The sequence below is a fragment of the Microbulbifer variabilis ATCC 700307 genome (assembly GCF_000380565.1).
GTDB classification, from domain to species: domain Bacteria; phylum Pseudomonadota; class Gammaproteobacteria; order Pseudomonadales; family Cellvibrionaceae; genus Microbulbifer; species Microbulbifer variabilis.
Window position 1 is genome coordinate 182,754 of the sequence record NZ_AQYJ01000028.1, and the last position, 23,641, is coordinate 206,394.

Genomic DNA, 23,641 nt, shown 5'->3' on the forward strand with positions numbered 1-23,641 from the left:
TGGCCGGGGTTTTTGATTTGGAATACTTTCTCAGTCTTACCAGCGACGTACAGGGCCAGTATCTACATGGACGAAGTTACTTTTCGGATAGTAGCCAACACCGCCTGCTTTTAGAGCCAGTGCCGCCTGTCGCAGTTTTGACAGTGGGACGCCCGGCATGCGGATATCCAGGGCCATACCACGAGTATGGTAACTGCGCTTGGCAACTCCGCGGCCTGCAGCACGCAACTTGGCGTTGGTCTTGGCCGATCGGTATCCCGAGATAATCTCGATGGTACCTGTGTAATTGAACTTTTCCTTCAGCTTATACACGATATCCAACAGTTTCGGGTCCATTCGAGTCACTTCGTTGGCTCGGTGGTCGCGCAGCAATTTGTTGAATTGTTTCAAGCCATTGCTGCTGTAGTCTCCGTTAGCCCAGTAGGCGGCCTCCAGCTTCTCCCCTGTGTGCAGGTTGCGCATCTTCAGGGTGCGGGAGCTACCTACTTTAGCGAAAGTCGGTCCGGCGCTGACCGCCGCCGCAGTTGCGCAGGTCACTGCCAGGAATCGACGTCTGGATGGATTCTTCATAATTCCGCCTCGTCGTTAATTCTCTTCGGAGCGCGTCGGATAGCGCATCCGGGTACGGCGGAAAATGTACAAAAAATAACCAGTTGTTACAAATTTGCAGCTGCTAATTCGGAAATAATCATACCGCTATGCTGGTAAATTTTTTCTCTTATGCTACCGGCGGGTGGGAATTTTCCAGAAATAACTCAAGGATACCTGTTAGCAATGAGACAGCGTTGTCATTTTGTTGCCAACGTTAAAAAAACATTTTTCTGCGACTGTTAGGTTCCATAGGGCTGGGAAAGTGATAGAAAAGTGGGGCTCGGACACGGTGAGAGGTCTATTACCTACTCTTTTGAGAGCTATTCAAATATACGAAGAGTGCTGCTGGTAGGTTGTTAGAAAGCCCTATGTAGCATGGGAGAAAGTCCACCTCTATCTATTACCCCTTCCCCTTTGAATGTATGTACATGTATATACAACATTGAGGGTATGATTCCTACATATCCTTCAGATAGATACCTTATCTCGATGTGATGGTTGTGGATAAGAGTGCGCCTGATTGGTGTAAGTAAAAGTTCTGCAGGATGCTTCATATTTTTATTAAATAAGAATGTTGGCCACAGTACTCCTTTTTTAATTCTTGCAAAGCTATAGAATTCTGCGATCTCGGTTACCCATTGCTATAAATCTTAGCTGGGGTTTGTGGCTAAAGTTGCCTTTGCGACCTTCTTTTTTCAGTACTTAAAAACTACCGTAGGCTGCAGCCGTTTTTACAGTTTTGAGAATTGTAACTCTATCAGTATTCAATGTGTGTTGGACTTTTTAGTCGAAATAGAGCCTTTAGCTAAACAACCAGAAAGAAAATCAAGTTGTTCAATTCCATATCTTAGCGCTATGGGGCTTTTGAATCTGATTTTTTAAGAATTGAGATTTTTCCTAAAGATACCGTAAAAGCGCTGTGCTTCTTTCATTACAAAAACGTTTAGCCCAGATAACTAAAATTTTGTTCGCGTTTATTTCACTATTTTTTTAGGTTTTAAAGCGTAGATCATTTTCAGGTTGTCAAAAATCGGACTCACTTGTGGAGCTAGTTCAGAGGGGCCTGATGTTTATCGCGGTGATAAATATCCTGACGGAACTGTGGGCGCCCATGGGTATCTATCCAGGCTGTCATATAGACAATAAAAAGCCGTGGGGCGGGCTTGATCGGAACATTGAGGACCTCACTGCCGGTTGTGGCCTGGGCAACGCGAGTTCTGTCCCATCCCTGAGACTCAAGAAGTGAGTAAGCTAACTCTTCCGGCTGCTGGAGCCGTACACACCCGTGGCTGAATGCTCGCTGTTGTTCTGAAAATAGGCTCTGGGCCTGAGTATCGTGTAGAAAGATTGCCTGCTTATTGGGAATAACAAATTTTACTTTGCCGAGGGTGTTGTCAGGACCGCTCACCTGACGCAAGGTGGCGTGGCCACCGGCTGCACGGGCGAGGCTTTCATCGGTAATTGGTGATGTGGCTCCGCTACGATATTGAACTACTCGGTAGCCACGACGGTGCATGGCGGCGGGGTTGTGCCGCGCCTTGGGGAGGAGTTCGGTAATCAGAATGCTTCGCGGCACTGTCCAGGTGGGATTGAAGACGACACTGGTAATACGGCTGTGCATGTTCGGCGTACGGGTGCTACTTTTGCCAACCACTGTTTTCATGTCCAGCTTAACCTGACCATTCTCGACCAGCTGCAATCGGTAGCTGGGAATATTGACCAATATATAGCGGCCATCCTCGGGAAGGGATAGTTGGTCCCAGCGATCCGCATTCAGGGTCATTTGCCTAGCTCGCTCAACGGGGGAAACTGATAGGGCGGAGAGAGTTTCATTATCGGCAACCCCGGTGGCGGGAAGTCCGTGGCGGCGCTGAAAATTTTCAAGGGCTGACTGTAGGGCGCTGTCGAAGCGCAAGTGATCCTTCTGAGGGGCTGACGCAGGTCCCGGTTGCCCGCGATAGTCTCCATATAGTTCAAGCAATTTGCGCAATTGCAGCACGCGTAAGTCTTTATCCCCTGCCTGAAGAGGGCCCCCTTCATTAATAGGCCGCCAGCGTTTGGCAATCTCCCGATAATGGTTGGCTTCAGAGCGCAGTTGATTACTGATATTGACTGGGTTTAGAGCCACAGATTCCTTAGTTGCCATGGCAATGTGTATTGGCGTCGCAGAGGCGATAGCCAAACTGAGTAAGGCTGCTAGGCCTAGATGGCGGGGAATCTTGACCATAAATAACTCCCGTGGTGATACTTGTGCTTAACCACGGTTTGTCCCCGCACCGGCTTTATCACGTTGGTAAATATCCGGTCGGAACTGTAGCTGTCCATGCTCATCCACCCAGGCAGTCCAATAGGCGATATAGACCGGAAGAGGATTTTTCAGTTGTACGCCATGGGTGCGGCTACTCATCAGTGCCCGGTCTATGCGCGCCCTATTCCAGCGATTTTGTTGAGCCAGCATCATGCGGGCAAACTTCAGCGGTTTTTCCAGACGAATGCAGCCATGACTGAAAGCGCGTTGGTTTTTTTTGAAAAGGTGCTTGCTGTTTGTATCGTGCAGGAAAATTGCCTGGCGATTGGGTATAACAAACTTGACCCGTCCCAGTGCATTGCCCGGTCCACCTTTTTGCTGCAGCGTTACTTTTCCTCGGCGAACGCCAGCGACATTACCTCTGGTAAAGGGAACAGCCCTGCCGCGGTGGTTGACCAGCCGGTAGCCCTTGGCGCTCAGGGCCGAGCTGCCTTTTGGCAAAAGTTCTTTCAGCGCGATACTCGGCGGCACACGCCACACTGGATTGAATTCCAGGCGGGTCATACGCGTGGCGATCAGTGGAGTCTTGTGCTTCGGTTTGCCCACTACCACTTTCATACGAAACTGCTCTCGATCACCGTCGATCAGGCGGAGGCTGAATTCCGGGATATTAACAACGATATAGCGTGGCCCCAGGTCTTTGGGCAGTTGTTCCCAGCGCTGAAGATTGGCGCTCAGGATTTGTGCCAGTTTGGCAGGATTGGTATTGAGACGACTGCGAGTGCGTTCGTCCACAAGTCCATCGGCTTTCAGGCCGTGGCGTCTTTGAAACCGGCGTACTGCCTGCTGCAGGGGCTTATCGTAGACATCAGCTTCCAGGCTGCCTTTTTCGGTAGTTTCAGCAAAGTCTTCTGGCCGGTAATCGCCATACAGCATCAACAGGCTGCGGAGCTGCGCGACCCTAGGGCTGCGGCTTCCGGGAGTTATAGGTTGCCCTTTAGATAGGGGCTTCCACTGTTCCCCCTCCGCTAAGGCGCTGTAGCGCGCCAGCTCCTCGCTTAGCAAGGCATATTGACGGCCGTAAGGGGAAAAAGGATCACTGCCAGAAACGCCCTCAATCGAATCATCTTTTTTGGCGTTTCCTGGCGCGGCGACTGCTATCGACTGCTCAAAGCCCAGTGCAACAGCCAATATTATTGCGCAACCGCACCACATCGGTTTTCGTGCAACACGCAAACGAGAAGGGAAAAAGCCAACACCCATAAGTCACCCCTGTAAGCAAAGAAGGATCACCGGAAATGATCACTCTGCTCACAGTGGTAACTTGTGACCGTGAAACTCTAAATAATTATGGGGAATGGATGCTGCTGGTACTCACAGGAAAAGGTATATAGGTATTACTTTCACGAGGCTAAGGGCGGCCCTGGGACCGCCCCGATAACTTAGAACTGGTTATCACTGAGTCCGTCCTTGTCATAGATATCAGGGCGGAAGTTCAGCCTGCCCTGGCCATCCACCCAGGCGGTCCAATAAGTGATATACACCTTGACCAGTTGCCTCAGGTCTACTTCGGTGGTTTCCTCGCCGACGGTTAGCTTGTCTATACGCCAATGATCCCATTCGCCCTGTGGACGCAATAGCGCCTCAGCCAAGTGGCGTGGCTTCTCCAACCGGATACAGCCGTGGCTATAGTCCCGGTCGGTCAGCGAGAATAATTTGCGCGCGCGCGTATCGTGCAGATAGACATCGTGTTTATTGGGGATTTCAAATTTCACCCGGCCGAGCATATTCTCCTCCCCGCCCATCTGGCGCATCAGGTAGGAACCCGCGCCTGCCGCCGAGAGATTCTGGGATGTGAGCGGTAGATACTCCCCTCTACCACTAACCACCCGATAGCCCATGTTTTCCATGCCGGTGGGGTTCTTGCGCGCTTTGGGCAGGATCTCATTCACCAGGATACTGCGTGGTACAGTCCAGGTGGGATTGAACACTACTTTGCTAACCCTCGTAGTAATTTCAGGCGTTGCATGTTTTTTCTTACCCACAACTACATTCATGGCCAGCTTTACCTGGTTGTTCTCCACGTATTGGAGACGGTAAGCGGGAATATTGACCTGGATAAAGCGCTCCCCAAGATTGGCCGGCAACTCCTCCCTGCGGAGAATATTCATCTCAACAATTTTTGCCCGAGCAGTAGGGGAGAGGTTGAGCCGTTTGCGCGTGCCGCGGCCCACAATTCCATCGGGTTTAAGGCCATGGCGCTTTTGGAAACGCAGCACTGCCTCGTGCAGTCCGCGGTCGAATCGGTTGGGGTCGACGCCCCCATAACTGTAGCGACTGGAATAGTCACCGTATAGGGAGAGCATATCCCGCAGGTGGCTCACATGGGGGTGGCGTGCTCCCATAGTCATAACAGGTCCTGGAGGAATGGGACGCCAGCGCCCGCTAGCAGAGATTTTGCGCAGCCGTTCAAGCTCATTTCTCAAGGCATATGCATCACTACCGTAGGGTTTATTCTCCTCGAAGTAGGGCCCCTCGCTATTTTCCGTGCGCGGGACCGCCTCGCCTCCCCGACCATTGGCATTACGGCCTTGATTGTAATATACGCGGCTGCCATTACTCCCGGCTCCAGAGCCATTTACATTGTTATCTCGGTAAGAGCTGTGTCGTGAGCGGTTGTAGCTGCGATTGGCGCTTGATGAGCTGGAATAATTGCGATCGCGATCAGTTTCGTAATCGCGTGAGTAATGGCGGCTGCGTGGGGTGCTGCCGATAATGCGCGCTCGGTTGTAGCCGCGAAAATGTTTGCGCCCACGATGTTCATTGGTCTCTCGCTGGCTGGGTTGTATCAGAGCAACCATGCGAAATCCCTGGTCATCACGGAACACAGGGGTGATACCGCGACGCGGTCGACTCTTGGGGCTTAGCCGGTCCAGTTGGGTGTCCTGGGCATAGGAGACAAACGCGTCGGTGAGCAGGATATCGAGAACTGCGGCCATCTGCAGTCGCTGGGGGGTGTCTCTCAAAGTGCGGTCGAAATAACCAAGATGGTAGCGGTAATCCACCATGCTGCTGGGATTGCCTGAGCTGGCTGCTGTAAGTTGCTTCAACAGATCGTTGGCGCTTTCACTCAGGTTGTAGTTATCGAACCACAGTAGACGGTAATCCGTGCGCTGGTAAATTCTGCGCACCGCGGCAGGGTTGAATATAGGATCCTGGGCTGGCCAAGCGTCAGGATTTTCTTCCAGCCAGTGAACCAAGTGAGGTCGTACGGCGTTTTCAGGCAATACCGGCACCGTTTCTTGGTTCGCGGCAAAGGCATAATAGAGAATAGAGACACATAGAGTGCCCAGGGTTAGTAGGGGCAGAATGGATTTTCGTTTGCGGAGCTCAGGGTTGAAATAAGACATGGTACCTCAGCGATACTGCAGGGGCCCGGGGTTGTCTTGCGGATAATACCGGGCGCCAGATCGTTCATACCTTCCCAACCTGTGGCGAGCCCACCCAGAAACATTTTGGTGTTCAGCGTTGACTCGCACTTGTCATGCGTCCCGCGCGACATCCTCTTATTTAGACCACAATTGGCGCCGCACTTGCGCGAATATCAACCAATTTCAGTCTGTGAAAGTAAGTATGGCAACAAATGAGGAATTTGCTTGGCGTTTGCTTCTTCTTAGATTAAGTGTGAAAGAAAAAAGCGACAATCTAGCTGTGTCAACCATGCACATTTATTCTGTTTGGCGGAAATAATTCCATTAGTGGGTGAGTGCTTGTACGATTAGATACGGCTAATCAAATGTGAAAAGTGGGCTAAGTCACAGTTTTTCATGGGGTTTTTATGGCTCTGGAGGAGCGAGGCAAAAGTGACGCAAGGGTCCCTGCGGCTCACCATTTTCAAAGGTCTGTTCCCATAACTGGCTGGCGCCATTTCGATTAAAAGCGACTACGGTGCTGGCGCGAGTACCGTAACCTCCAGTCAAGTTATCTGTTTTGGTGTCGGCTGGCAGAAGTTTTTCCCTATGGTTTATCTGTACGAATATTGACGACAGGGCTCGTTCAAGGGAAAGGCCAACCCCCGTTTTGGGAAGGTTTGCATCCGCAGCTCTTTGTCTGTCTTGAAGCAAGCTGAGGGCTGGCTCTACGAAGTTATGGCCGGAAATTGGGCCCTTGATATTTTGTACAATCCGTTCTAAACCGGCCTTTCCCTTTTCGACCTTGGGCCAGGGGGCATCTGGTGCTCCGTTGGAAATTCCGTGAACCCCTGCCGTAAATAAAAATGGAGTGTGGCGATTGCCGGCACAGGTGAGAGGGTGTTCTGCTCTCAAGTCAAATAGCAGCGCATTAAAGCCGCGGTAGCGAGGCCCTTGAAGGGTCCTGGCAAATTGCTCTGGTGTACTCATGCCAGTCAAAAAATTAACCGGAATTTCCCCTCTGGAAAGCGCATTGTCAGGTTCGGGTGTGCCGGGTTCGCGGATATTAGTGACTGCGGCGACACGGCCGGGGGATATGCCTGCCCAGGTGCCGCCAGCTTCCAAATCCCGCCCGGCTACCAAGCTTCCCGTGTTCCACTGCGCTGCTGGGGCGGTAGGACGAGCGTAGAATTCATCTCGATTGGCGATCAACAGGAGTGGGTACTCGGGGTGGCAGCGATAGGCAAACAGTAGTAGGCACATAGCGGCTTCCTGGGAGGTGGGGAAGGGCGCGCCCCTTTCGCTGCGGGGCGCTTTGCGACCATAATACGCGCTTAACAAACAATCTCGATTCCCCCATGCTGACTTACCCTGAAATAGACCCGGTGGCCATCGCTATTGGCCCATTAAAAGTGCACTGGTATGGCTTGATGTACCTGTTCGGCTTTATCGCAGCCTGGTGGTTGGCACTGCGTCGCAGCACCAAACCATGGTCTCCGGTAATTAAATCAGAAGTCGAAGACTTAATTCTTTACTGTGCAATAGGCGTAGTTGTTGGCGGGCGACTCGGTTATATGTTCTTCTACAACCTGCCGCAATTGATTGAGAATCCGCTTTCGCTGCTTAAAGTGTGGGAGGGCGGCATGAGCTTCCACGGAGGCCTGGTGGGAGTGATGCTGGCTACCGTTCTCTACGCCCGTAAAATTGGTACAACCTTCCCCGTGCTAATCGACTTTGTGGCTCCCTTGGTGCCTATTGGCTTGGGACTGGGCCGGATGGGCAACTTTATCGGCCAGGAACTCTGGGGCCGGCCGACTGAAGGCCCCTGGGGCATGGTATTTCCCCGCGATCCTGAGCTGCTGTCCAGGCACCCCTCCCAGCTTTACCAGGCATTTCTTGAAGGGCTTGTGCTCTTTGCTGTGCTCTGGTGGTTTTCCAGTAAACCGCGTCCACGCCTTGCCGTAGGCGGTATGTTTGTTCTGCTTTACGGCATATTCCGCTTCCTCGTGGAATTTGTGCGGGAACCGGATGGTCATATCGGTTTCGATCTTTTTGGCTGGATGACCCGTGGCCAGCTTCTGAGCCTGCCGATGATTTTGGCCGGTATCGCTCTGCTGGTGTGGAGTTACCGAACCCAGCCTCTACCAGAGGGGCGTAGTGGTAAAAATGGCAATAAGCGGACGCGTTCCCAAGTTAATGGCGGAGCATAGCAATAGATGAAGCAGTACCTCGATCTAATGCGCCATGTGCGCGATCACGGCACGGAAAAAGGTGACCGTACAGGCACCGGCACCTTAAGCGTTTTTGGGTATCAGATGCGCTGTGACCTCGCGGAGGGGTTTCCGCTAATTACCACGAAAAAGTGCCATTTACGCTCGATCATCCACGAACTCCTTTGGTTCTTGCGGGGGGATACCAATATCCGTTACCTGCAGGAAAATAGGGTAAGAATCTGGGATGAGTGGGCCGCAGAAGATGGTGACCTGGGTCCGGTTTACGGCCATCAGTGGCGCTCCTGGCCGACACCGGATGGCCGTCAAATCGACCAGATTGAACAGCTGGTACACCAATTAAAAACCCGTCCCGATTCCCGGCGCCTGATTGTCAGTGCCTGGAACCCGGCAGATCTTCCCGATGAGGGGATTTCCCCGGCAGATAATGCCCGCGAGGGGCGTATGGCGCTCGCTCCCTGCCACGCGCTGTTTCAGTTTTACGTGGCTGAGGGTAAGTTGTCCTGCCAGCTGTATCAGCGCAGCGCAGATATCTTCCTCGGAGTCCCCTTTAATATTGCTTCCTACAGCCTGCTAACCCTGATGCTGGCACAGGTTTGTGGCCTTAAGCCGGGCGAGTTCATTCATTCTTTTGGTGATGCTCATCTCTACTCCAATCACCTGGAGCAGGTTGAGCTGCAATTGCAGCGTGAGCCTCTGCCGCTACCAAAGATGCAACTAAACCCCGATGTGGAAGATCTGTTCGCCTTCCGCTTTGAAGATTTCGAGCTGCAAAACTATGAAGCTCATCCGCATATACCGGCACCGGTCGCGGTTTAAGGGGAGAGGTATGGATACATCTATCGCCCTGATTGCGGCTATAGCGCGCAATGGTGCTATCGGTAAAAACAATGAGCTCCCCTGGCGTATTTCAGGTGATCTGCAGTTCTTTAAGCGCACGACTATGGGCAAACCTGTAGTGATGGGGCGCAAAACCTATGAGTCTATCGGCCGACCTCTACCGGGTCGCGTCAATATCGTGATCACCCGCAATCGTGATTGGGCAGCTGAAGGTGTCGAAGTGGTGGACTCTCTGGAGTCCGCCCTGGACCTTGCCCGTGAGCGGGCCTCACTGGCAGGTGCGGCTGAATTGATGGTGATCGGTGGGGCGCAGGTCTACCGCCAGGCCCTACCAATGGCAGCGCGACTCTATATCACCGAGGTGGATGCCGATGTGGAAGGGGACGCCTTCTTCCCAGAGATTGACGACTCATGGGTCGAAGTGGTGCGGGAGTGTTACCCTGCTTCAGACAAGAATGAGTACAACTACGCATTAGTTCAGTACGACAGATTTAAATAAAAACAATTTGATTAAAAGTTGATCAATCTGTTAAATTCTGCGACAGCCTACACAAGGAACACCGCCGCCAATGTGTGCAAGTGACCCGGTTTTGTTACCCGGTTGTTACCTTGCTACCCATGCGGGCCGATGCTGACAATCGGCATTTGAATAATCAAATCGGCTGTTTACAATGTGCGGCTCTTAGCTGTCTTCTAACCAATGTTTTTAAAACAAAAGGACACCGCGTTGTGGCAGCTAATTCATCGCGACCATGTTGTGAAATATTGAACCCACTGGGGGGTCTAATGAAAACCAAGCGATTCATGGCTGTGGCGCTGACCACTGCGCTGTCTGCCGGCGCGCTCTACGGCAGCGTAGCCACTGCGGATACTCTCGATAACGTACTCGCCGTCGGCCAGCAGAAAACCACTGCGGCCCAGGCATCGCAAAAGCGCATCGACAAGATTGCCGAAGAAACTAGCAGCCTGCTGCAGGACTTCAAGGTGGTCAATAAAGAAATCGATGGTCTGCGAGTGTACAACCGTCAGCTGGAAAAGCAGCTGGCCAACCAGCTCCAGGTTATCAATGAGCTGGATGCATCTATTGCCAACGTTACTGTCATTGAACGTCAAATCCAGCCGCTGATCCTGCGCATGCTGGAAGGTCTGGAGCAGTTCATCGAATTGGATGCCCCGTTCAAACTGGACGAGCGCATGGCAAACCTCGAAGGTGTAAAGAACAATATGGACCGTTCCGATATTACTGTTGCGGAGAAATTCCGTCAGGTATTGGAGCTGTACAACTTCGAAGCGGAGTACGCGCGTAAGATTGACACTTACGGTGATTCCCTGAACGTAAATGGCCAGGAGCGCGAAGTAAACGTGCTGCAGATCGGCCGTATCGCTCTGCTGGCTCAGACTACCGATTCCGAGATCTCTCTTGCCTACGATAAAGGCCAGAAAGCCTGGGTTGAAATCGATGCTGGCGAATATCGCCGCGCCCTCATGAATGGCCTGAAGATCGCCAAGAAGCAGGCCACTATCGACATCATGACCATGCCGATCCCGGCTCCGGAGGCAGCGCAATGAAATCCTCTATCGCCAAACGCGTATTAGTTGCAGCAGCGGCTGGCCTGATCAGCTTCTCTGCTGTTGCCCAAGAGAAAGCAGCTTCCCTCGACGATCTGCTGAAAATGGTTCAACAATCCAAAATTGCTGAATCCAAAGAGCACAAACAGCGTGAAGCTGATTTCCGTCGCCAGAAAGCTAATCAGCAATCTCTGCTGAACAAGGCCAAAGACACTCGCACGGCGGAAGAAAAGCGCTCTGCCGAGCTGGAAAAGAAATACCAGGAACAGGAAGTTGCTGTTGACCAGAAGCGCCAGCAGCTGGACGAGCGTCTGGGCTCCCTGAAAGAGCTGTTCGGCCATATGTCCTCTACTGCCGCAGACTTGCGTGCGAGCGTCGGTTCCTCCCTGGTTTCCGCTCAATACCCAGGTCGTACAGAGTTTATCGATGGCCTGCTGGCGAAGATGAACAGTGCTACTCAGCTGCCTACTATCGAAGAGATCGAACGCCTGTGGTTTGAGATCCAGCGTGAGACCGTGGAGTCTGGCAAGGTTGTTAAGTTCAACGCAACTGTGATCAAGCCTAGTGGTGAACAGGCTCAGCAGGAAGTTGTGCGCGTTGGTAACTTCAACCTGGTTTCCAATGGTAAATACCTGGAAATGAACGATGCATACAAAATGGCTGAACTGATTCGCCAGCCGGATGCCAAGTTCCAGGGTATGGCAGAAAGTCTGCAGGCTTCCACCGCTGGTTTTAGCGCTTTTGGTGTTGACCCGACAGGCCCTACTGGCGGTTCCTACCTGAAAGCTATGATCAACAGCCCGGATCTTGTTGAGCGCTGGCATCAAGGCGGTATCGTTGGCTACATCATCTCCGCAGTTGGTGTATTTGCCATGCTGCTGGCTATCTTCCGCCTCATCGTATTAACCGGTATTAGCGCCAAAGTAAGTGCGCAGCTGCGTTCCTCTACCCCGAACACCAATAACCCGCTGGGCCGCGTCCTGGCTGTCGCGGAAGAAAATAAAGGTGTCGACGGCGAGACTCTAGAGCTGAAGATGGAAGAAGCCGTTCTGAAAGAGCGCCCGGCAGTAGAATCCGGCCTTAACCTGCTGAAGATCATCGCCATGGTAGCTCCACTATTAGGTCTGCTGGGTACCGTTACCGGTATGATCATTACTTTCCAGGCGATTACTATCTTTGGTGCCGGTGATCCGAGAGCAATGGCCGGTGGTATTTCCTCAGCCCTGATCACCACCGTTCTGGGTCTGGTAGTGGCTATCCCCACTGTACTGATGCACACCGTAGTAAACGGTCGAGCCAAGCGTGTCCTGCACATTCTGGAAGAGCAGAGTGCTGGTATCGTGGCAGAAAACGCCGAGCGTAAATAAGAGGAGGCGGCAACATGCACGCATTAAATGACGCATGGGCCGCCGTCAACGCCTTTATGGCGTCGGGCGGGCCAGTACTGTTCCTGATCGCCGGCCTGACCTTCTTTATGTGGACGCTGATTTTCGAGCGGGTCTTTTATTTCAATAAAGCATTGAAGGAAGACGTTCAGGGTGCGGTAAACCACTGGGAGGGGCGCAGTGAGCGCAATTCCTGGGGGGCCCACCAGATCCGCTACGCGCTGATTTCCCGGGTATCCGAGAAAATTCAGGACAATATGGATATGATCCAGGCTTGTGTTGCCCTTGCGCCCCTGTTCGGGCTGCTGGGTACGGTCTGGGGCATGATCAATGTGTTCGATGTTCTCGCGATTACCGGTGGTGGTGATGCGAAGCAGATGGCCAGTGGTGTATCCATGGCAACTATCCCGACGATGGCGGGTATGGTTGCGGCCCTCTCTGGTGTATTTGCCAATACCTACCTTACCCGTAAGGCAGAACGTGAGACTCAGCTGCTGGAAGACCATCTGACGATGGACCATTAAGCACACATAAGCGAATAGGCAAGCTTATTTGCTGTGAAGGTTTAGCCAACCAGATATTTTCACCGGGGGTGCTCCCTTGGAGCCCCTCGCGGGAAAGTTCGCTAAGAGAGTTGCTATGAGCAAAAGACAAAATACGGCAGAAGAAGAAGCCGGCGCTATCGACCTCACGCCCATGCTGGACGTGGTGTTTATTATGCTGATCTTCTTTATCGTCACTGCGACTTTTATCAAGGAGCCGGGTGCTGATGTTGTGAAGCCGGATGCAACAACCGCTGAACTCAAGGCCGCCTCTATCCTGGTAGCGATCAACGATAGTGATGAGATCTGGATTGCCAAAGAGAAGGTTGACGAGCGCCAGGTGAGAATTGTCCTGGAGCGCCTTTACTCGGAAAACCCGAAAGGGTGGTTGGTAATTCAGCCCGATAAGGAAGCGAGTATTGAGATGATTGCCCTGATTGCGGAAGCTGCCAGGAAAATCGGCATTAAGAAAGTTTCGGTCGCGACAGAAAAGAGTTAACAGCTATGAATCCGGTAAGACTTCTTGGGGCAGGAACGTTGGCGATAGCCACTACCTTCGGCCTCATCTTCACCATGCATCAGCTGATTGCGGCAAACATGAGTGCTCCAGAGGAAAAGGAGCAGTTCAAGGTTGCCGATGTAGTGATGCCTGAGCAAAAGATCGAAACACAATACGATACGACCAAACCGGTGAAACCGGAAGAGCCGGAAACGCCTCCGCCGGAGATGCCAGAGCCTGAGTTTGAAGACCCGAATATTGATACCAGTATCAGTGTTGCTGCCCCTAGAGCAGGTGGCGGCGTCAAGTTGTCGGGCTTCAGCTTTGGTGAGGGGGATTATCTGCCAATTGTTAAGGTGCAGCCTCAGTACCCTCGACGCGCCCTGCAGCGCGGAATGGAAGGGTATGTGATTGTGGAATATACGGTGACCACAAACGGCTCTGTACGTGACCCCATCGTAATTGAAGCTTTCACGCTAGATGGTAAGCCTACTTCTGTTTTCAACAGAGCTGCGCTTAAGTCTGCACTGAAATACAAGTACAAGCCGCGGGTAGTCGATGGCAAGCCGACCGAAGTTCCCAATGTAAGGACTAAGATCAGCTTTAATATGGCCAAAAACTAAGGGGAAGCACTATGAAGTTGACAAGCATTAGCAAAAGTTTGTCCAAGCTCGCTCTGCGCACCTCAGTAGCGCTGCCCCTGGTCTTGGCACCAGCAGTCAGTGTTACCGTGCTTGAAGCAGCGGGTGTTTCCGCATCTTTCGCCTCGGCACAGGCACAAGAGCAAAAAAAGCCTAGTAAAGAAAAGACCCGTAAAGTTCCGGCAATGCGCGAAGCGGCGTATAAAAAACTGGAAAAGGCCCAGGAAGCTGCAGATGCAGAGGATTGGGCGGGTGCTCTTGCTGCGCTGAAGGAAATGGATGCGAGCAAGAAACGGTACAATGGCTATGAAATAGCACAGATGTACAATTTCTTTGGTGTGGTTTACTACAGTACCGAGCGCTACAAAGAGGCTATTCCTTACTTCAAGAAAGTGCTGAGTCAGGGTGAAAAAAACCTGCCAGTAGCACTTGAAGTGGGCACTTTGTTTACCTTGGCCCAACTTTATTTCGTAACCGAAGACTATAAGCAGGCGATCAATTACTTGAACCAGTGGTTCAAGGTTTCTGATCGTATTACTGCAGATTCTTATGCATTGCGTGCTCAGGCTTATAACCAGGTTGGTGATCAAGCTAAGGCACTGAAGGATATCAACGTAGCGGTATCCATGTATGAGAAAGAGGGCAAGGTACCGAAGGAAGGCTGGTACGGGTTGCAGCAGTTTGTGTATTTCGAGCGCAACGACTACAAAAAAGTAGCGGGTGTTCTGGAAAAATTAGTGCAGTATTACCCGAAGCCGGTGTACTACAAAACTCTTGCAGCTATGTACGGTGAGCTTAAGCGTGACAAAGACCAGCTTCATATGATGGAAGCAGCTTATATTGCTGGCGCTTTGGAGAAAGATCGGGATTTACTGAACATGGGCTATCTCTTTATGGGGCATGAAATGCCTTATAAAGGTGCCAAGGTTATTGCCAAAGGTATTAAAGAGAAGAAGATCCCTCGAACAGCTAAGAACCTGGAGACTTTAGCCCAGGCTTACCAGATGGCTCAGGAGCTGCAAAAAGCAATCCCTCAGCTGGAGGCTGCAGCTAGCTTGTCAGACAAAGGGGAAATTTACTCACGTTTGGCCGGTATCTATTTGGATCTGGATCAGAATGAGAAAGCCATTTCGATGGGCAAGAAGGCTTTTGCAAAAGGCAAAATTAAGCGTGTCGATCAGCTGCACATCGTGATGGGTATGGCTAATGCTAACCTGAAACGTTATGACGCAGCTTTGGTAAGTCTCAAGAAAGCTTCAAAAGATGAGCGCTCTAAAAAGTCTGCGCAGCAGTGGATCGCTTACGTTGAGGGTGAGAAAAAGCGTGAAGAGCAGTTAGCGATTTAATTTCCTTCAATTATTTACCTTTTTTTAGGAGGCCATACAGAAATGTATGGCCTTTTTTCTTTTCTAGAGTTCTCTCAATTGCCCAGGCTAAATAACCTGTATTAATGGACTATTTGCATTTTTTCGTGAATTGACTAATGATTAGAGTCAGCTGATCAGCTTTTTCCATTTCGGCACTCCAGATGCCGTTTTTGCACCCTAACAATAATAGGAGAGGTGTTATGGATAGAGCTTGCCCGCCAATTTCCAGCCCTGAATTTCTACTTACCTATCAGCTTTCTGGCTATGCCAAAGGTTTGGCCTATGCTGCCCTGATAACTCTCGGGTTGATTTTTTTAATGAGCCAGTTGATTTCCACTAATTTTGTGGAGCCGGTGGCTAAGCCGTTACCGACGATTCAACCAATAGATATCACTGAGAAAAAGGTGGTAACGGTTAAAGAGTACCAGGCACCGCCCAGCCCTCAGGATATTCCGCCACCAATTCAGCGCACTGAGGTGATCAGAGACGTAGAGATTATAGATACCATACCAACGGTTGCTCCGCCGGTTGCTGAAACTGGGGGTAACCCGGTTATTGTATCGAGAGAACCTTTGCCTGTTTATAAGCCCGCACCGCGTTACCCTAGTGTGGCTATGCGCAGAGGCATGGAGGGTTACGTAGTTGTGGAGTTTACGATAACCAAAACCGGAGCGGTGCGTGATGCCCAGGTAGTTGGGGGATTCGACAGCGCTGGGAACCCTACCAATGTATTCAATCGCTCGGCACTGGCAGCGGCTGAGCGATTTAAATACCAGCCGCAAATGGAAGACGGTCAGCCTGTAGAGCGCTATGGTGTGCGTAATCGTATTACTTATAAGTTGGCGCAATGAAATAAAAAAACGGCCCTCAAAGAGGGCCGTTTTACTTCATGTTTTTAGTCAATCAATTTCTCGCACCGCGCCCCGATCAGCACTGGTGGCGAGTAACGCATACGCTTTAAGAGCTTTACTAACCTTGCGGGGGCGAGATTCACCCGGTTTCCAGGCTTGTGGGCCGAGGCTGACCATATCCTGGCGGCGTTTCTCGAGCTCCTTATCACTAATCGCGACCTCTATTTTTCGGGCGGGAATATCAATATGTATTGGATCTCCATTTCGCACTAAGGCGATAGTGCCACCAGAAGCTGCTTCTGGTGATACATGCCCGATAGAGAGGCCGGAAGTTCCGCCTGAGAAGCGACCATCAGTAATTAATGCACAGTGTTCCCCTAATCCCTTGGATTTCAGGTAGCTGGTGGGGTAGAGCATCTCCTGCATACCGGGGCCGCCTTTGGGGCCCTCATAGCGGACTATCACGGCTTCACCTTTGTGAACTTTGCCCTTGAGAATATGCGAAACCGCCTCCTCTTGGCTCTCAACCACATGAGCCGGGCCTTCAAAATGCCAAAGCGCCTCGTCTACGCCGGAAGTTTTCACTACGCAGCCATTAGGGGCCAGGTTGCCGAATAAAACTGCCAGCCCGCCCTCAGCAGAATAAGCGTGCTCGGCTGAGCGAATACAGCCTTGCTGGCGATTGACATCAAGAGTTGGCCAGCGGCAGGCCTGGCTAAATGCGGTCTGTGTGGGAATTCCTGCGGGACCAGCCCGGTAGAAGTCACGCACTGATTGCTTATCGGTGCGAGAGATATCCCATTGCTTTAGTGCATCCGCTAATGAGCCACCGTAGGCTGTGGGCAGGGAGGCATCAATTAACCCAGCAGATTCCAATTCGCCGAGAATCGCCATTACCCCACCGGCTCGGTGGACGTCCTCAACATGGTACTTCTCTGTGTTAGGCGCGACTTTGCACAGTTGCGGTATCTCGCGGGAGAGTCGATCGATATCCTGTAAGTTGAAGTCGATATCGCCCTCCTGGGCAGCGGCGAGTAGATGTAATATCGTGTTGGTCGAGCCACCCATGGCGATATCGAGAGCCATGGCATTCATGAAAGCACTGCGGTTGGCGATATTGCGAGGCAGGGCGCTCTCGTCATTTTCTTCGTAGTAACGCTTCGTTAGCGAAACGATTTCTCGTCCTGCGCGCAGGAACAACTCTTTGCGGTCCGCATGGGTGGCCAACAGGGTGCCATTGCCTGGCAGTGAGAGGCCCAGTGCCTCAGTCAGACAGTTCATAGAATTTGCGGTGAACATGCCGGAGCATGAGCCGCAGGTAGGGCAGGCGGAGCGCTCGTACTCTGCAACCTCTTCATCAGTTGCTGTATCCGTAGCAGCGATCACCATCGCATCGACAAGATCCAGTTTATGATCGGCCAGCTTGGTTTTACCGGCCTCCATTGGTCCGCCAGATACAAAAATAACCGGGATATTCAGACGTAGAGCGGCCATCAGCATTCCCGGAGTGATCTTGTCACAGTTGGATATACATACCAGGGCATCAGCACAGTGTGCGTTGACCATGTATTCTACTGAATCGGCGATAATCTCACGGCTGGGCAGGCTGTAGAGCATGCCGTCGTGGCCCATGGCAATGCCATCATCTACGGCGATGGTATTGAATTCCTTGGCGACACCACCGGCTCGCTCTATCTCCCTTGCCACCAGTTGTCCCATATCCTTCAGGTGTACGTGGCCCGGCACAAACTGGGTGAAAGAGTTGGCGATGGCGATAATCGGCTTGTGGAAATCGGCGTCGGTCATTCCTGTGGCTCGCCACAGCGCCCGGGCGCCGGCCATGTTGCGTCCGGCGGTGGAGGTACGGGAACGATATCTGGGCATGGTACAAGCATCCGGCTGTGTAAATTAGAGCGTCAGCTTATCAAAAAAATCCGATATCTGGGATATTTTCGCGCAACTTGATCAAGTTGCGCGACTTACTAGGATGAAAATTGCGGATGGAGCGGTTTATGCAGGAGGGCTGGCAGTGATGCGTTTACGCAGAATCCGCGAATTGCGCTGAATATTGTAGAGAGACTTGCGAGATGTGGGCAGGTCCTTGATCGCCACTTGCTTAAACCCCTGCTCAATAAACCAATGCTCGGTCTGCGTGGTGAGCACATAGAGCTCATCGACATTTAGGGTGCGGGCCTGACGCTCCAGGTGTCGCATCAACTTGGCGCCACGGCCACCGCCGCGGAATTCGGGATGGCTGGCCACACAGGCAATTTCCGCTGCTGATGTGATCCCGCTGTCATCTCTGATCGGGTAGAGAGCAGCACAAGCCACCGGGGTCCCATCGACTTCTACCAGAGTGAAATGCTCAATCTCTGCTTCGAGCTTTTCCCGAGAGCGACGTACCAGGACACCCTGCTTCTCCAGCGGGCGAATAAGGCCGAGAATGCCACCAACATCGGTGATACGCGCACGGCGCACCACTTCATAGCTATCCCGGTAGATCATGGTACCGGCACCCTCGCGGCGAAACAGCTCCTGGATAAGAGCGCCATTCTGACAGTAGCTGAGCAAATGGGTACGAGCGATCCCGGAATTACAGGCGCGTATGGCACACCCTAGAGCTTTGCTTCGTACTCGAGCAGAAACTTGTTCAGCCTGTACAATACTGAGTTCGTGAACCGGGTTACCGTCCAAGATTAACTGGGCAGGTTCGCGGAACAGTACCAGCTTCTCTGCTCGTAATACCCGCGCTGCCTCCGCTGCCAGGTCGAGGTAGTTGATATTGAACAGTTCCCCTGTCAGCGAAGTGCCCAGTGGAGAGAGCAATACCAGCGCACCCTGGTCTAAGGCTTGCTCAATGGTATTGACTTCCATTCTCCGAACGGTACCTGTCCAGCCCAAGTCGACACCATCAAGCACTCCGCAGGGCCGTGCGGTAACCAGGTTACCGGAAATCACTTTCAAAGCTGAGCGGGCCATAGGGGAGTCAGGTAGACCCTGTGAAAATGCGGCTTCGATATCAAATCGCAATCTACCCACCGCAGCTTTAATTATCTCCAGGCTCTCTCGATTGGTGACCCGGTTATTGTCGTGAAAGCGGCTCTCTATGCCGCTCTCAGCAAGGGCCCGGTTCACTTGGGCGCGGGCGCCATGAACGACTACCAAGCGCACGCCGAGGCTGGCGAGTAGCGCTAGGTCATGCACTAAATTACGGAAATTGGTGTGTTCCAGGGCGTCACCAGGGACTCCAATCACCAGGGTGCGACCGCGAAGATCGTTAATATAGGGTGCCGCATGGCGGAACCAGTTGAGGGAGGCGCTATCGTCGCTCACTAATGCCTTTCCGTTTACTGAGGTACTTGCCAGCTTAAAGACAAGTATTGGAGGTTTTATCTACTCCAGGCGAAGTGCCCAGACTCCTGCTGTATGCCGAGTTAGGGTGCTGTGCTTATAGGCAGAAGCGGGCTATCAGTTTGCGTAATATATCCACCATGGGATTGATACGCTCTAGCCCAAGGTATTCATCTGGCTGATGGGCTACGTCAATATCACCTGGACCCAGCACAATAGTGTCAATGCCCATGCTCTTCAAGTAGGGAGCCTCTGTAGCGAAGGCGACGCTTCCGGCGGTATGGCCACAGAGTTTTTCTGCAGTCTGCACCAGCTCAGAATTCTGCTCTTGCTCGAAAGGTTGTGCACCTGGAAATAGGGAAATCACTTCCAGGCGAATTCTGTCGTTGTCGATACAGCTGGCTAGACGTTTTTGCAGTTCAGCGCGCAGGTCTGTCAGATGCATGCCTGGTAGTGGGCGCACATCGAATTGCAATTCAGTAGAGCCGCATATTCTATTAGGGTTGTCGCCGCCATGGATGTAGCCCAAGTTCAAGGTTGGGACAGGTACGGCAAAGCCCGGGTTATTGTATTTTTGCTGCCATTCGGCTCGCAAAGACATCAGCTCTCCAATTACTGAGTGCATGGCTTCCAAGGCATTGGCGCCAAGGCTGGGATTGGAAGAGTGACCGGACTGGCCGGTGATTCGCACTGCCTCCATCATTATCCCTTTGTGCATGCGTATAGGGCGCAAGCCGGTGGGTTCACCTACTATCGCAAAGCGCCCGTGGGGTTTCCCTGCTTCGACCAATGCCTGTGCCCCAGCCATTGAGGTCTCTTCGTCGGCTGTTGCAAGAATCGTAAGGGGTTGGCGCAGAGGCTTATTTAAGAAGGACTTGGCCGCCTCAATGGCAAGGGGGAAGAACCCTTTCATATCGCTACTACCGAGGCCGTATAGGCGATTGTCTCGCTCTATCAGCTTGAAAGGATCGGACTGCCATCGGCCCTCATCATAAGGCACTGTATCGGTATGTCCGGATAAAATCAGTCCGCCATTGCCATCGGAGCTGCCGCCCAAAGTGGCGATCATGTTGGCCTTGAGAGGGTTGCCTTTCAGGGGCAACAATTCCACTTTAAAATTGAGGGCTTCCAGCCAGGTTGCCAATAGTTCCACCACCGGTCGGTTCCCCATATCGAGCGCTGGATCTGTGGCACTGATACTCGGGGTGCCAACAAGCTGGCGCAGTTGCTCCTTGAGGTTAGGTACTGCGGTACTCGCCATAGTGGATCTCCCTTTTCCTGTTGCGCCATTCGCTAATTATTACGGCTGCGGTAATTACACCACCTCCCACTGCCAGTTTTGTGATATCGGCTTCTCGATTCCAGATTAACAGGTTTACCAATAAGCCCGCGGGAATCAAGGCGTTATTCATAGCTGCCAAAGTTGTGGCGGAAACCTGGGTAGCGCCTTTGTTCCAAAGAAAGTAGCCAAGCCCTGATGCGGCCAGCCCTAGCCAGATTAGTACACCCCACTGAATTTCGTTTTGCGGATATTTGGCTTCACCCAATAGTGTCCAGGCTGTCACGGTAACTAAGCTGGCACCCAGGAAAAACCAGCCGAAAGTTTGCCTGGGCTCAAGTGGCTGTCGGTGCTGCATGAACTGCTTGTAGGCTACTTGGCCCAGTGCAAAGCATAGATTTGCCCCTTGGACCATGGCGAATCCATTCCAGTAGTCGCCATTCGGTTTATCCCAGCGAATAATAGCTGCCCCGGAAACTGCTAATAGTGCGATTGCCAGATTCCATAAAGAGACTCGTTTCTTGAGTAGGTCGTATAAAAGGGCAATATACAGAGGAGTAAATATGGTAAACAACAGGACTTCCGGGACGCTCAGAAGTAGGAATGACTGGTAATAAAACAAATACATCAGCCCAAGCTGTACACCACCAATAGTCATAAGGGTTAAGGCAATGCGAGTGCCTGAGCGACGCCACCGCAACATGGGCAAAAATAGCAGGGAGGCGAGTAATACCCGGCTCATTGCGGAAAAGTAGCTATCCACCTGGCCGGCCAGGTAAACCCCGATCAAACTGAAGGAAAGGGCCCAAAGGAAGGTGACAAAGAGTAGCAGTGGCATGGATAAGACGTAAGCTTTTAAGTAATGGACATTATTATGTTCAGGAAAAGTAGTATTACCGGCGTGCTAGCCAATTGGAAGCAGTGCTATAGAGCACTTAGATTTTGTAAATAGAGGCTAAGGCTGGGCGACTAATACTCTTACTTGAGAGCTGAACGTAGTTCTCATTTTACCTGGTTTTTTTACATGCTTCGGTTTGCACGGCCGTTATTACGCGCAACCTGGTTCCCCCAGCGCAGCAGATTCACATTGCAATCGTTGCGGTCGATGATCACTTCTATCAGGCAGAGCCCTTTACGGCTTTTAGCCTCCTTAATAGCTTTATCCAGTTCCTCCTCGGTACTGACTTTACAGCCCCAGGCATCACCTTCTCCCGCACTAAATACTTCAACTAATTGGGCGTAGTTCCAGTTTTTAATCTTATTGTAAGGGCCATCATGGATTTCCACTTCAATGGTATAGCCACCGTTGTTGATCAGGAAAATAATCGGGTCGACCTGATAGCGGATCATGGTGGAAATTTCTTGTGCAGTCAGCTGGAAAGAACCGTCGCCAATACAGGAAATAAGGCGGCCTTTGTCCTTCCCCAGTGCGTAACCAAGAGTCGCTCCTACTGACCATCCAATACTCCCGTATTGCATCTGGATTTCAAATTGTGCATCTTCAGGCAGGGATAGCTCCATACCGTTAAACCATGAGTCCCCTGTTTCCACCAGCAAAGTGCTTTTACGGTCGAGCAGTTTCTGTATTCGTGTAAACAGTTGCCGGATAGATAGTGGAGTCTTGGCTTTGCCTGGCTGAGGAATGTGTTTTGGACTGCTGACTCTTCGGTAGGCCTTGAGTGCACCATCGTTGGGTTTGAGTTGTCCTACAAGAGCTTCAAACAGGTCGTTCATGTGCACATTGCTGTAACAGGTCTCCCCGAGTTGTATTGAGGCCGGGTGGCAGAAGATTGCCCGGCTTTTTTCAAAACCCAGTTGGTGTCCGGTAGTTGTGTAGTCAGTGAATTGTGGTCCTGCGAACAATAGCGCATCGGAGGTATCAATTATCTCACTACAACCTGGCGTACTCACTGGCCCCCAATAGATCCCCATAAAGTTCTCGTGTGCCTCAGACACTATGCCCTTAGCATCGGGCATGGTGGCGAGGCCGTAACTACAGCTTTGGGCCAAATCGCGAAGGGCGATGCGGGCATTGGCTGCACGGATTTTACTTCCGGCGATCAGTACCGGTCTCTCAGCGGCATTAAGGAATTCGGCAACATGCTTGGTTGCAGCGTTGAGGGAATCGGGATCGCTGGTAGCGCGCCTGGCAAAACCGCGGGGTATGGGTGCGGAAGTTGGAGCATTGGCGACATTTGCGGCGATCTCAATGTATACCGGTTTGCGGCGCAACATTGCCGTATCAATTGCGCGATCGATAGCGGCGGGTGCCAGTGAGGGGTGGTGGATGATCACGGTTTCTGCGGTTATGCGGGAATACATCTCTCGCTGATAGCTATAGTCGACCTTGCCTAATGTGTGATGCAAGTATTCCCACTCAGCTTCAGAATTGGTATTTGGCCCACCAGAGATAGCGATTAGCGGTAGGTCCTCGGCATAGGCTCCTGCAACGGCATTAATCATGCTCAATCCACCAACGGAGAATGTGACCACCGCCGCTGATGGCCCACCAGTGGCACGTGCATAGCCATCGGCGGCATAGCCAGCATTTAGCTCATTGCAACAGCTGATCATCTGTAAGTCCCTGTGCATCAATAGCTGGTCCAGCAGTACCAGGTTATAGTCGCCAGGTAGAGCAAAATAATGCCGGACTCCCGCATCTTTTAACCTCTGCGCGAGGTAGGTTCCGACAGTCCATTGGCATGTGTTAGTAGTCTTCATTGCAGTGGAGGCCAATTGCTTGGAGAGGCTGGAATTCCCGGCTGATAAAAGGGCAGGCTATCTCGCCCTGCGTTGCAACAGCGTAGCTCAAACAGGTAGATGGCGAATTTAGAGGC

General features: G+C 51.9%; 20 protein-coding genes. 10 read left to right on the forward strand and 10 right to left on the reverse strand.

Annotation, left to right across the window (positions count from 1 at the left end):
• Positions 1–36: 36 nt before the first annotated feature.
• The 5 genes from mepK to G367_RS0116535 all read right to left on the reverse strand — a co-directional run bounded on the left by mepK (position 37) and on the right by G367_RS0116535 (position 7,512).
• Positions 37–570 (reverse strand): peptidoglycan L,D-endopeptidase MepK, encoded by a 534-nt coding sequence (gene mepK, locus G367_RS0116515; protein WP_020414267.1) that lies wholly within the window; start codon positions 568–570, stop codon positions 37–39.
• Between the two features lie 1,069 nt (positions 571–1,639).
• Complete coding sequence (locus G367_RS0116520; RefSeq protein ID WP_020414268.1) at positions 1,640–2,818, reverse strand: L,D-transpeptidase family protein; 1,179 nt, start codon at positions 2,816–2,818, stop codon at positions 1,640–1,642.
• A gap of 27 nt (positions 2,819–2,845) precedes the next feature.
• Positions 2,846–4,102 (reverse strand): L,D-transpeptidase family protein, encoded by a 1,257-nt coding sequence (locus tag G367_RS0116525; protein ID WP_020414269.1) that lies wholly within the window; start codon positions 4,100–4,102, stop codon positions 2,846–2,848.
• Between the two features lie 179 nt (positions 4,103–4,281).
• Positions 4,282–6,249, reverse strand: a complete 1,968-nt coding sequence (locus G367_RS0116530; protein ID WP_020414270.1) for a L,D-transpeptidase family protein — start codon at positions 6,247–6,249, stop codon at positions 4,282–4,284.
• Positions 6,250–6,675: 426 nt separating this feature from the next.
• Positions 6,676–7,512 (reverse strand): NRDE family protein, encoded by an 837-nt coding sequence (locus G367_RS0116535; RefSeq protein ID WP_020414271.1) that lies wholly within the window; start codon positions 7,510–7,512, stop codon positions 6,676–6,678.
• 95 nt (positions 7,513–7,607) lie between these two features.
• On the opposite strand from G367_RS0116535, the gene lgt reads away from it, so the two are divergent.
• The 10 genes from lgt (at position 7,608) to G367_RS25250 (ending at position 16,174) form a co-directional block, all read left to right on the forward strand.
• Positions 7,608–8,459, forward strand: coding sequence for a prolipoprotein diacylglyceryl transferase (gene lgt / locus G367_RS0116540; RefSeq protein ID WP_020414272.1), 852 nt, complete (start codon positions 7,608–7,610; stop codon positions 8,457–8,459).
• 6 nt (positions 8,460–8,465) lie between these two features.
• Entirely contained in the window at positions 8,466–9,299 is an 834-nt protein-coding gene (locus G367_RS0116545) for a thymidylate synthase (RefSeq protein WP_020414273.1), read from the forward strand.
• Between the two features lie 10 nt (positions 9,300–9,309).
• Positions 9,310–9,819 carry a dihydrofolate reductase gene (locus G367_RS0116550; RefSeq protein WP_020414274.1) on the forward strand — a complete coding sequence of 170 codons (510 nt, stop codon included), beginning with the start codon at positions 9,310–9,312 and terminating at the stop codon, positions 9,817–9,819.
• Positions 9,820–10,106: 287 nt separating this feature from the next.
• Positions 10,107–10,889: a DUF3450 domain-containing protein gene (locus tag G367_RS0116555; protein WP_020414275.1), complete on the forward strand. Its 783-nt coding sequence runs from the start codon at positions 10,107–10,109 to the stop codon at positions 10,887–10,889.
• Positions 10,886–12,256: a MotA/TolQ/ExbB proton channel family protein gene (locus G367_RS0116560; protein WP_020414276.1), complete on the forward strand. Its 1,371-nt coding sequence runs from the start codon at positions 10,886–10,888 to the stop codon at positions 12,254–12,256. Before G367_RS0116555 ends, G367_RS0116560 begins: the two co-directional genes overlap by 4 nt.
• A 14-nt stretch (positions 12,257–12,270) precedes the next feature.
• Positions 12,271–12,798, forward strand: a complete 528-nt coding sequence (locus tag G367_RS0116565; protein WP_020414277.1) for a MotA/TolQ/ExbB proton channel family protein — start codon at positions 12,271–12,273, stop codon at positions 12,796–12,798.
• Between the two features lie 115 nt (positions 12,799–12,913).
• A complete protein-coding gene (locus G367_RS0116570) occupies positions 12,914–13,315 on the forward strand; it encodes an ExbD/TolR family protein (RefSeq protein WP_020414278.1) in 402 nt (133 codons plus the stop codon).
• Between the two features lie 5 nt (positions 13,316–13,320).
• Entirely contained in the window at positions 13,321–13,938 is a 618-nt protein-coding gene (locus G367_RS0116575) for an energy transducer TonB (protein WP_026305191.1), read from the forward strand.
• A gap of 11 nt (positions 13,939–13,949) precedes the next feature.
• Complete coding sequence (locus G367_RS0116580; RefSeq protein WP_020414280.1) at positions 13,950–15,302, forward strand: tetratricopeptide repeat protein; 1,353 nt, start codon at positions 13,950–13,952, stop codon at positions 15,300–15,302.
• A 221-nt stretch (positions 15,303–15,523) separates the two neighbouring features.
• Complete coding sequence (locus G367_RS25250) at positions 15,524–16,174, forward strand: energy transducer TonB (RefSeq protein WP_020414281.1); 651 nt, start codon at positions 15,524–15,526, stop codon at positions 16,172–16,174.
• 48 nt (positions 16,175–16,222) lie between these two features.
• Here G367_RS25250 and ilvD read toward each other — a convergent pair whose 3' ends face one another.
• The 5 genes from ilvD to G367_RS0116610 all read right to left on the reverse strand — a co-directional run bounded on the left by ilvD (position 16,223) and on the right by G367_RS0116610 (position 23,525).
• Positions 16,223–18,058: a dihydroxy-acid dehydratase gene (gene ilvD / locus G367_RS0116590; RefSeq protein ID WP_026305192.1), complete on the reverse strand. Its 1,836-nt coding sequence runs from the start codon at positions 18,056–18,058 to the stop codon at positions 16,223–16,225.
• A 126-nt stretch (positions 18,059–18,184) separates the two neighbouring features.
• Complete coding sequence (argA, locus tag G367_RS0116595) at positions 18,185–19,507, reverse strand: amino-acid N-acetyltransferase (RefSeq protein ID WP_020414283.1); 1,323 nt, start codon at positions 19,505–19,507, stop codon at positions 18,185–18,187.
• A 115-nt stretch (positions 19,508–19,622) separates the two neighbouring features.
• On the reverse strand, positions 19,623–20,786 hold the full coding sequence (gene argE / locus G367_RS0116600) for an acetylornithine deacetylase (RefSeq protein WP_020414284.1): 1,164 nt from the start codon (positions 20,784–20,786) through the stop codon (positions 19,623–19,625).
• Positions 20,764–21,642, reverse strand: coding sequence for a DMT family transporter (locus G367_RS0116605; RefSeq protein WP_020414285.1), 879 nt, complete (start codon positions 21,640–21,642; stop codon positions 20,764–20,766). The genes argE and G367_RS0116605 overlap by 23 nt, the downstream gene beginning before the upstream one ends.
• A 182-nt stretch (positions 21,643–21,824) precedes the next feature.
• Positions 21,825–23,525: a thiamine pyrophosphate-binding protein gene (locus G367_RS0116610; RefSeq protein WP_020414286.1), complete on the reverse strand. Its 1,701-nt coding sequence runs from the start codon at positions 23,523–23,525 to the stop codon at positions 21,825–21,827.
• Between the last annotated feature and the right edge of the window lie 116 nt (positions 23,526–23,641).

What these genes read in the sequence shown, in the direction of transcription:
- mepK (WP_020414267.1), bottom strand. Translation starts at nt 570, where the DNA reads ATGAAGAATCCATCCAGACGTCGATTCCTGGCAGTGACCTGCGCAACT.
- G367_RS0116520 (WP_020414268.1), bottom strand. Translation starts at nt 2,818, where the DNA reads ATGGTCAAGATTCCCCGCCATCTAGGCCTAGCAGCCTTACTCAGTTTG.
- G367_RS0116525 (WP_020414269.1), bottom strand. Translation starts at nt 4,102, where the DNA reads ATGGGTGTTGGCTTTTTCCCTTCTCGTTTGCGTGTTGCACGAAAACCG.
- G367_RS0116530 (WP_020414270.1), bottom strand. Translation starts at nt 6,249, where the DNA reads ATGTCTTATTTCAACCCTGAGCTCCGCAAACGAAAATCCATTCTGCCC.
- G367_RS0116535 (WP_020414271.1), bottom strand. Translation starts at nt 7,512, where the DNA reads ATGTGCCTACTACTGTTTGCCTATCGCTGCCACCCCGAGTACCCACTC.
- lgt (WP_020414272.1), top strand. Translation starts at nt 7,608, where the DNA reads ATGCTGACTTACCCTGAAATAGACCCGGTGGCCATCGCTATTGGCCCA.
- G367_RS0116545 (WP_020414273.1), top strand. Translation starts at nt 8,466, where the DNA reads ATGAAGCAGTACCTCGATCTAATGCGCCATGTGCGCGATCACGGCACG.
- G367_RS0116550 (WP_020414274.1), top strand. Translation starts at nt 9,310, where the DNA reads ATGGATACATCTATCGCCCTGATTGCGGCTATAGCGCGCAATGGTGCT.
- G367_RS0116555 (WP_020414275.1), top strand. Translation starts at nt 10,107, where the DNA reads ATGAAAACCAAGCGATTCATGGCTGTGGCGCTGACCACTGCGCTGTCT.
- G367_RS0116560 (WP_020414276.1), top strand. Translation starts at nt 10,886, where the DNA reads ATGAAATCCTCTATCGCCAAACGCGTATTAGTTGCAGCAGCGGCTGGC.
- G367_RS0116565 (WP_020414277.1), top strand. Translation starts at nt 12,271, where the DNA reads ATGCACGCATTAAATGACGCATGGGCCGCCGTCAACGCCTTTATGGCG.
- G367_RS0116570 (WP_020414278.1), top strand. Translation starts at nt 12,914, where the DNA reads ATGAGCAAAAGACAAAATACGGCAGAAGAAGAAGCCGGCGCTATCGAC.
- G367_RS0116575 (WP_026305191.1), top strand. Translation starts at nt 13,321, where the DNA reads ATGAATCCGGTAAGACTTCTTGGGGCAGGAACGTTGGCGATAGCCACT.
- G367_RS0116580 (WP_020414280.1), top strand. Translation starts at nt 13,950, where the DNA reads ATGAAGTTGACAAGCATTAGCAAAAGTTTGTCCAAGCTCGCTCTGCGC.
- G367_RS25250 (WP_020414281.1), top strand. Translation starts at nt 15,524, where the DNA reads ATGGATAGAGCTTGCCCGCCAATTTCCAGCCCTGAATTTCTACTTACC.
- ilvD (WP_026305192.1), bottom strand. Translation starts at nt 18,058, where the DNA reads ATGCCCAGATATCGTTCCCGTACCTCCACCGCCGGACGCAACATGGCC.
- argE (WP_020414284.1), bottom strand. Translation starts at nt 20,786, where the DNA reads ATGGCGAGTACCGCAGTACCTAACCTCAAGGAGCAACTGCGCCAGCTT.
- G367_RS0116605 (WP_020414285.1), bottom strand. Translation starts at nt 21,642, where the DNA reads ATGCCACTGCTACTCTTTGTCACCTTCCTTTGGGCCCTTTCCTTCAGT.
- G367_RS0116610 (WP_020414286.1), bottom strand. Translation starts at nt 23,525, where the DNA reads ATGAAGACTACTAACACATGCCAATGGACTGTCGGAACCTACCTCGCG.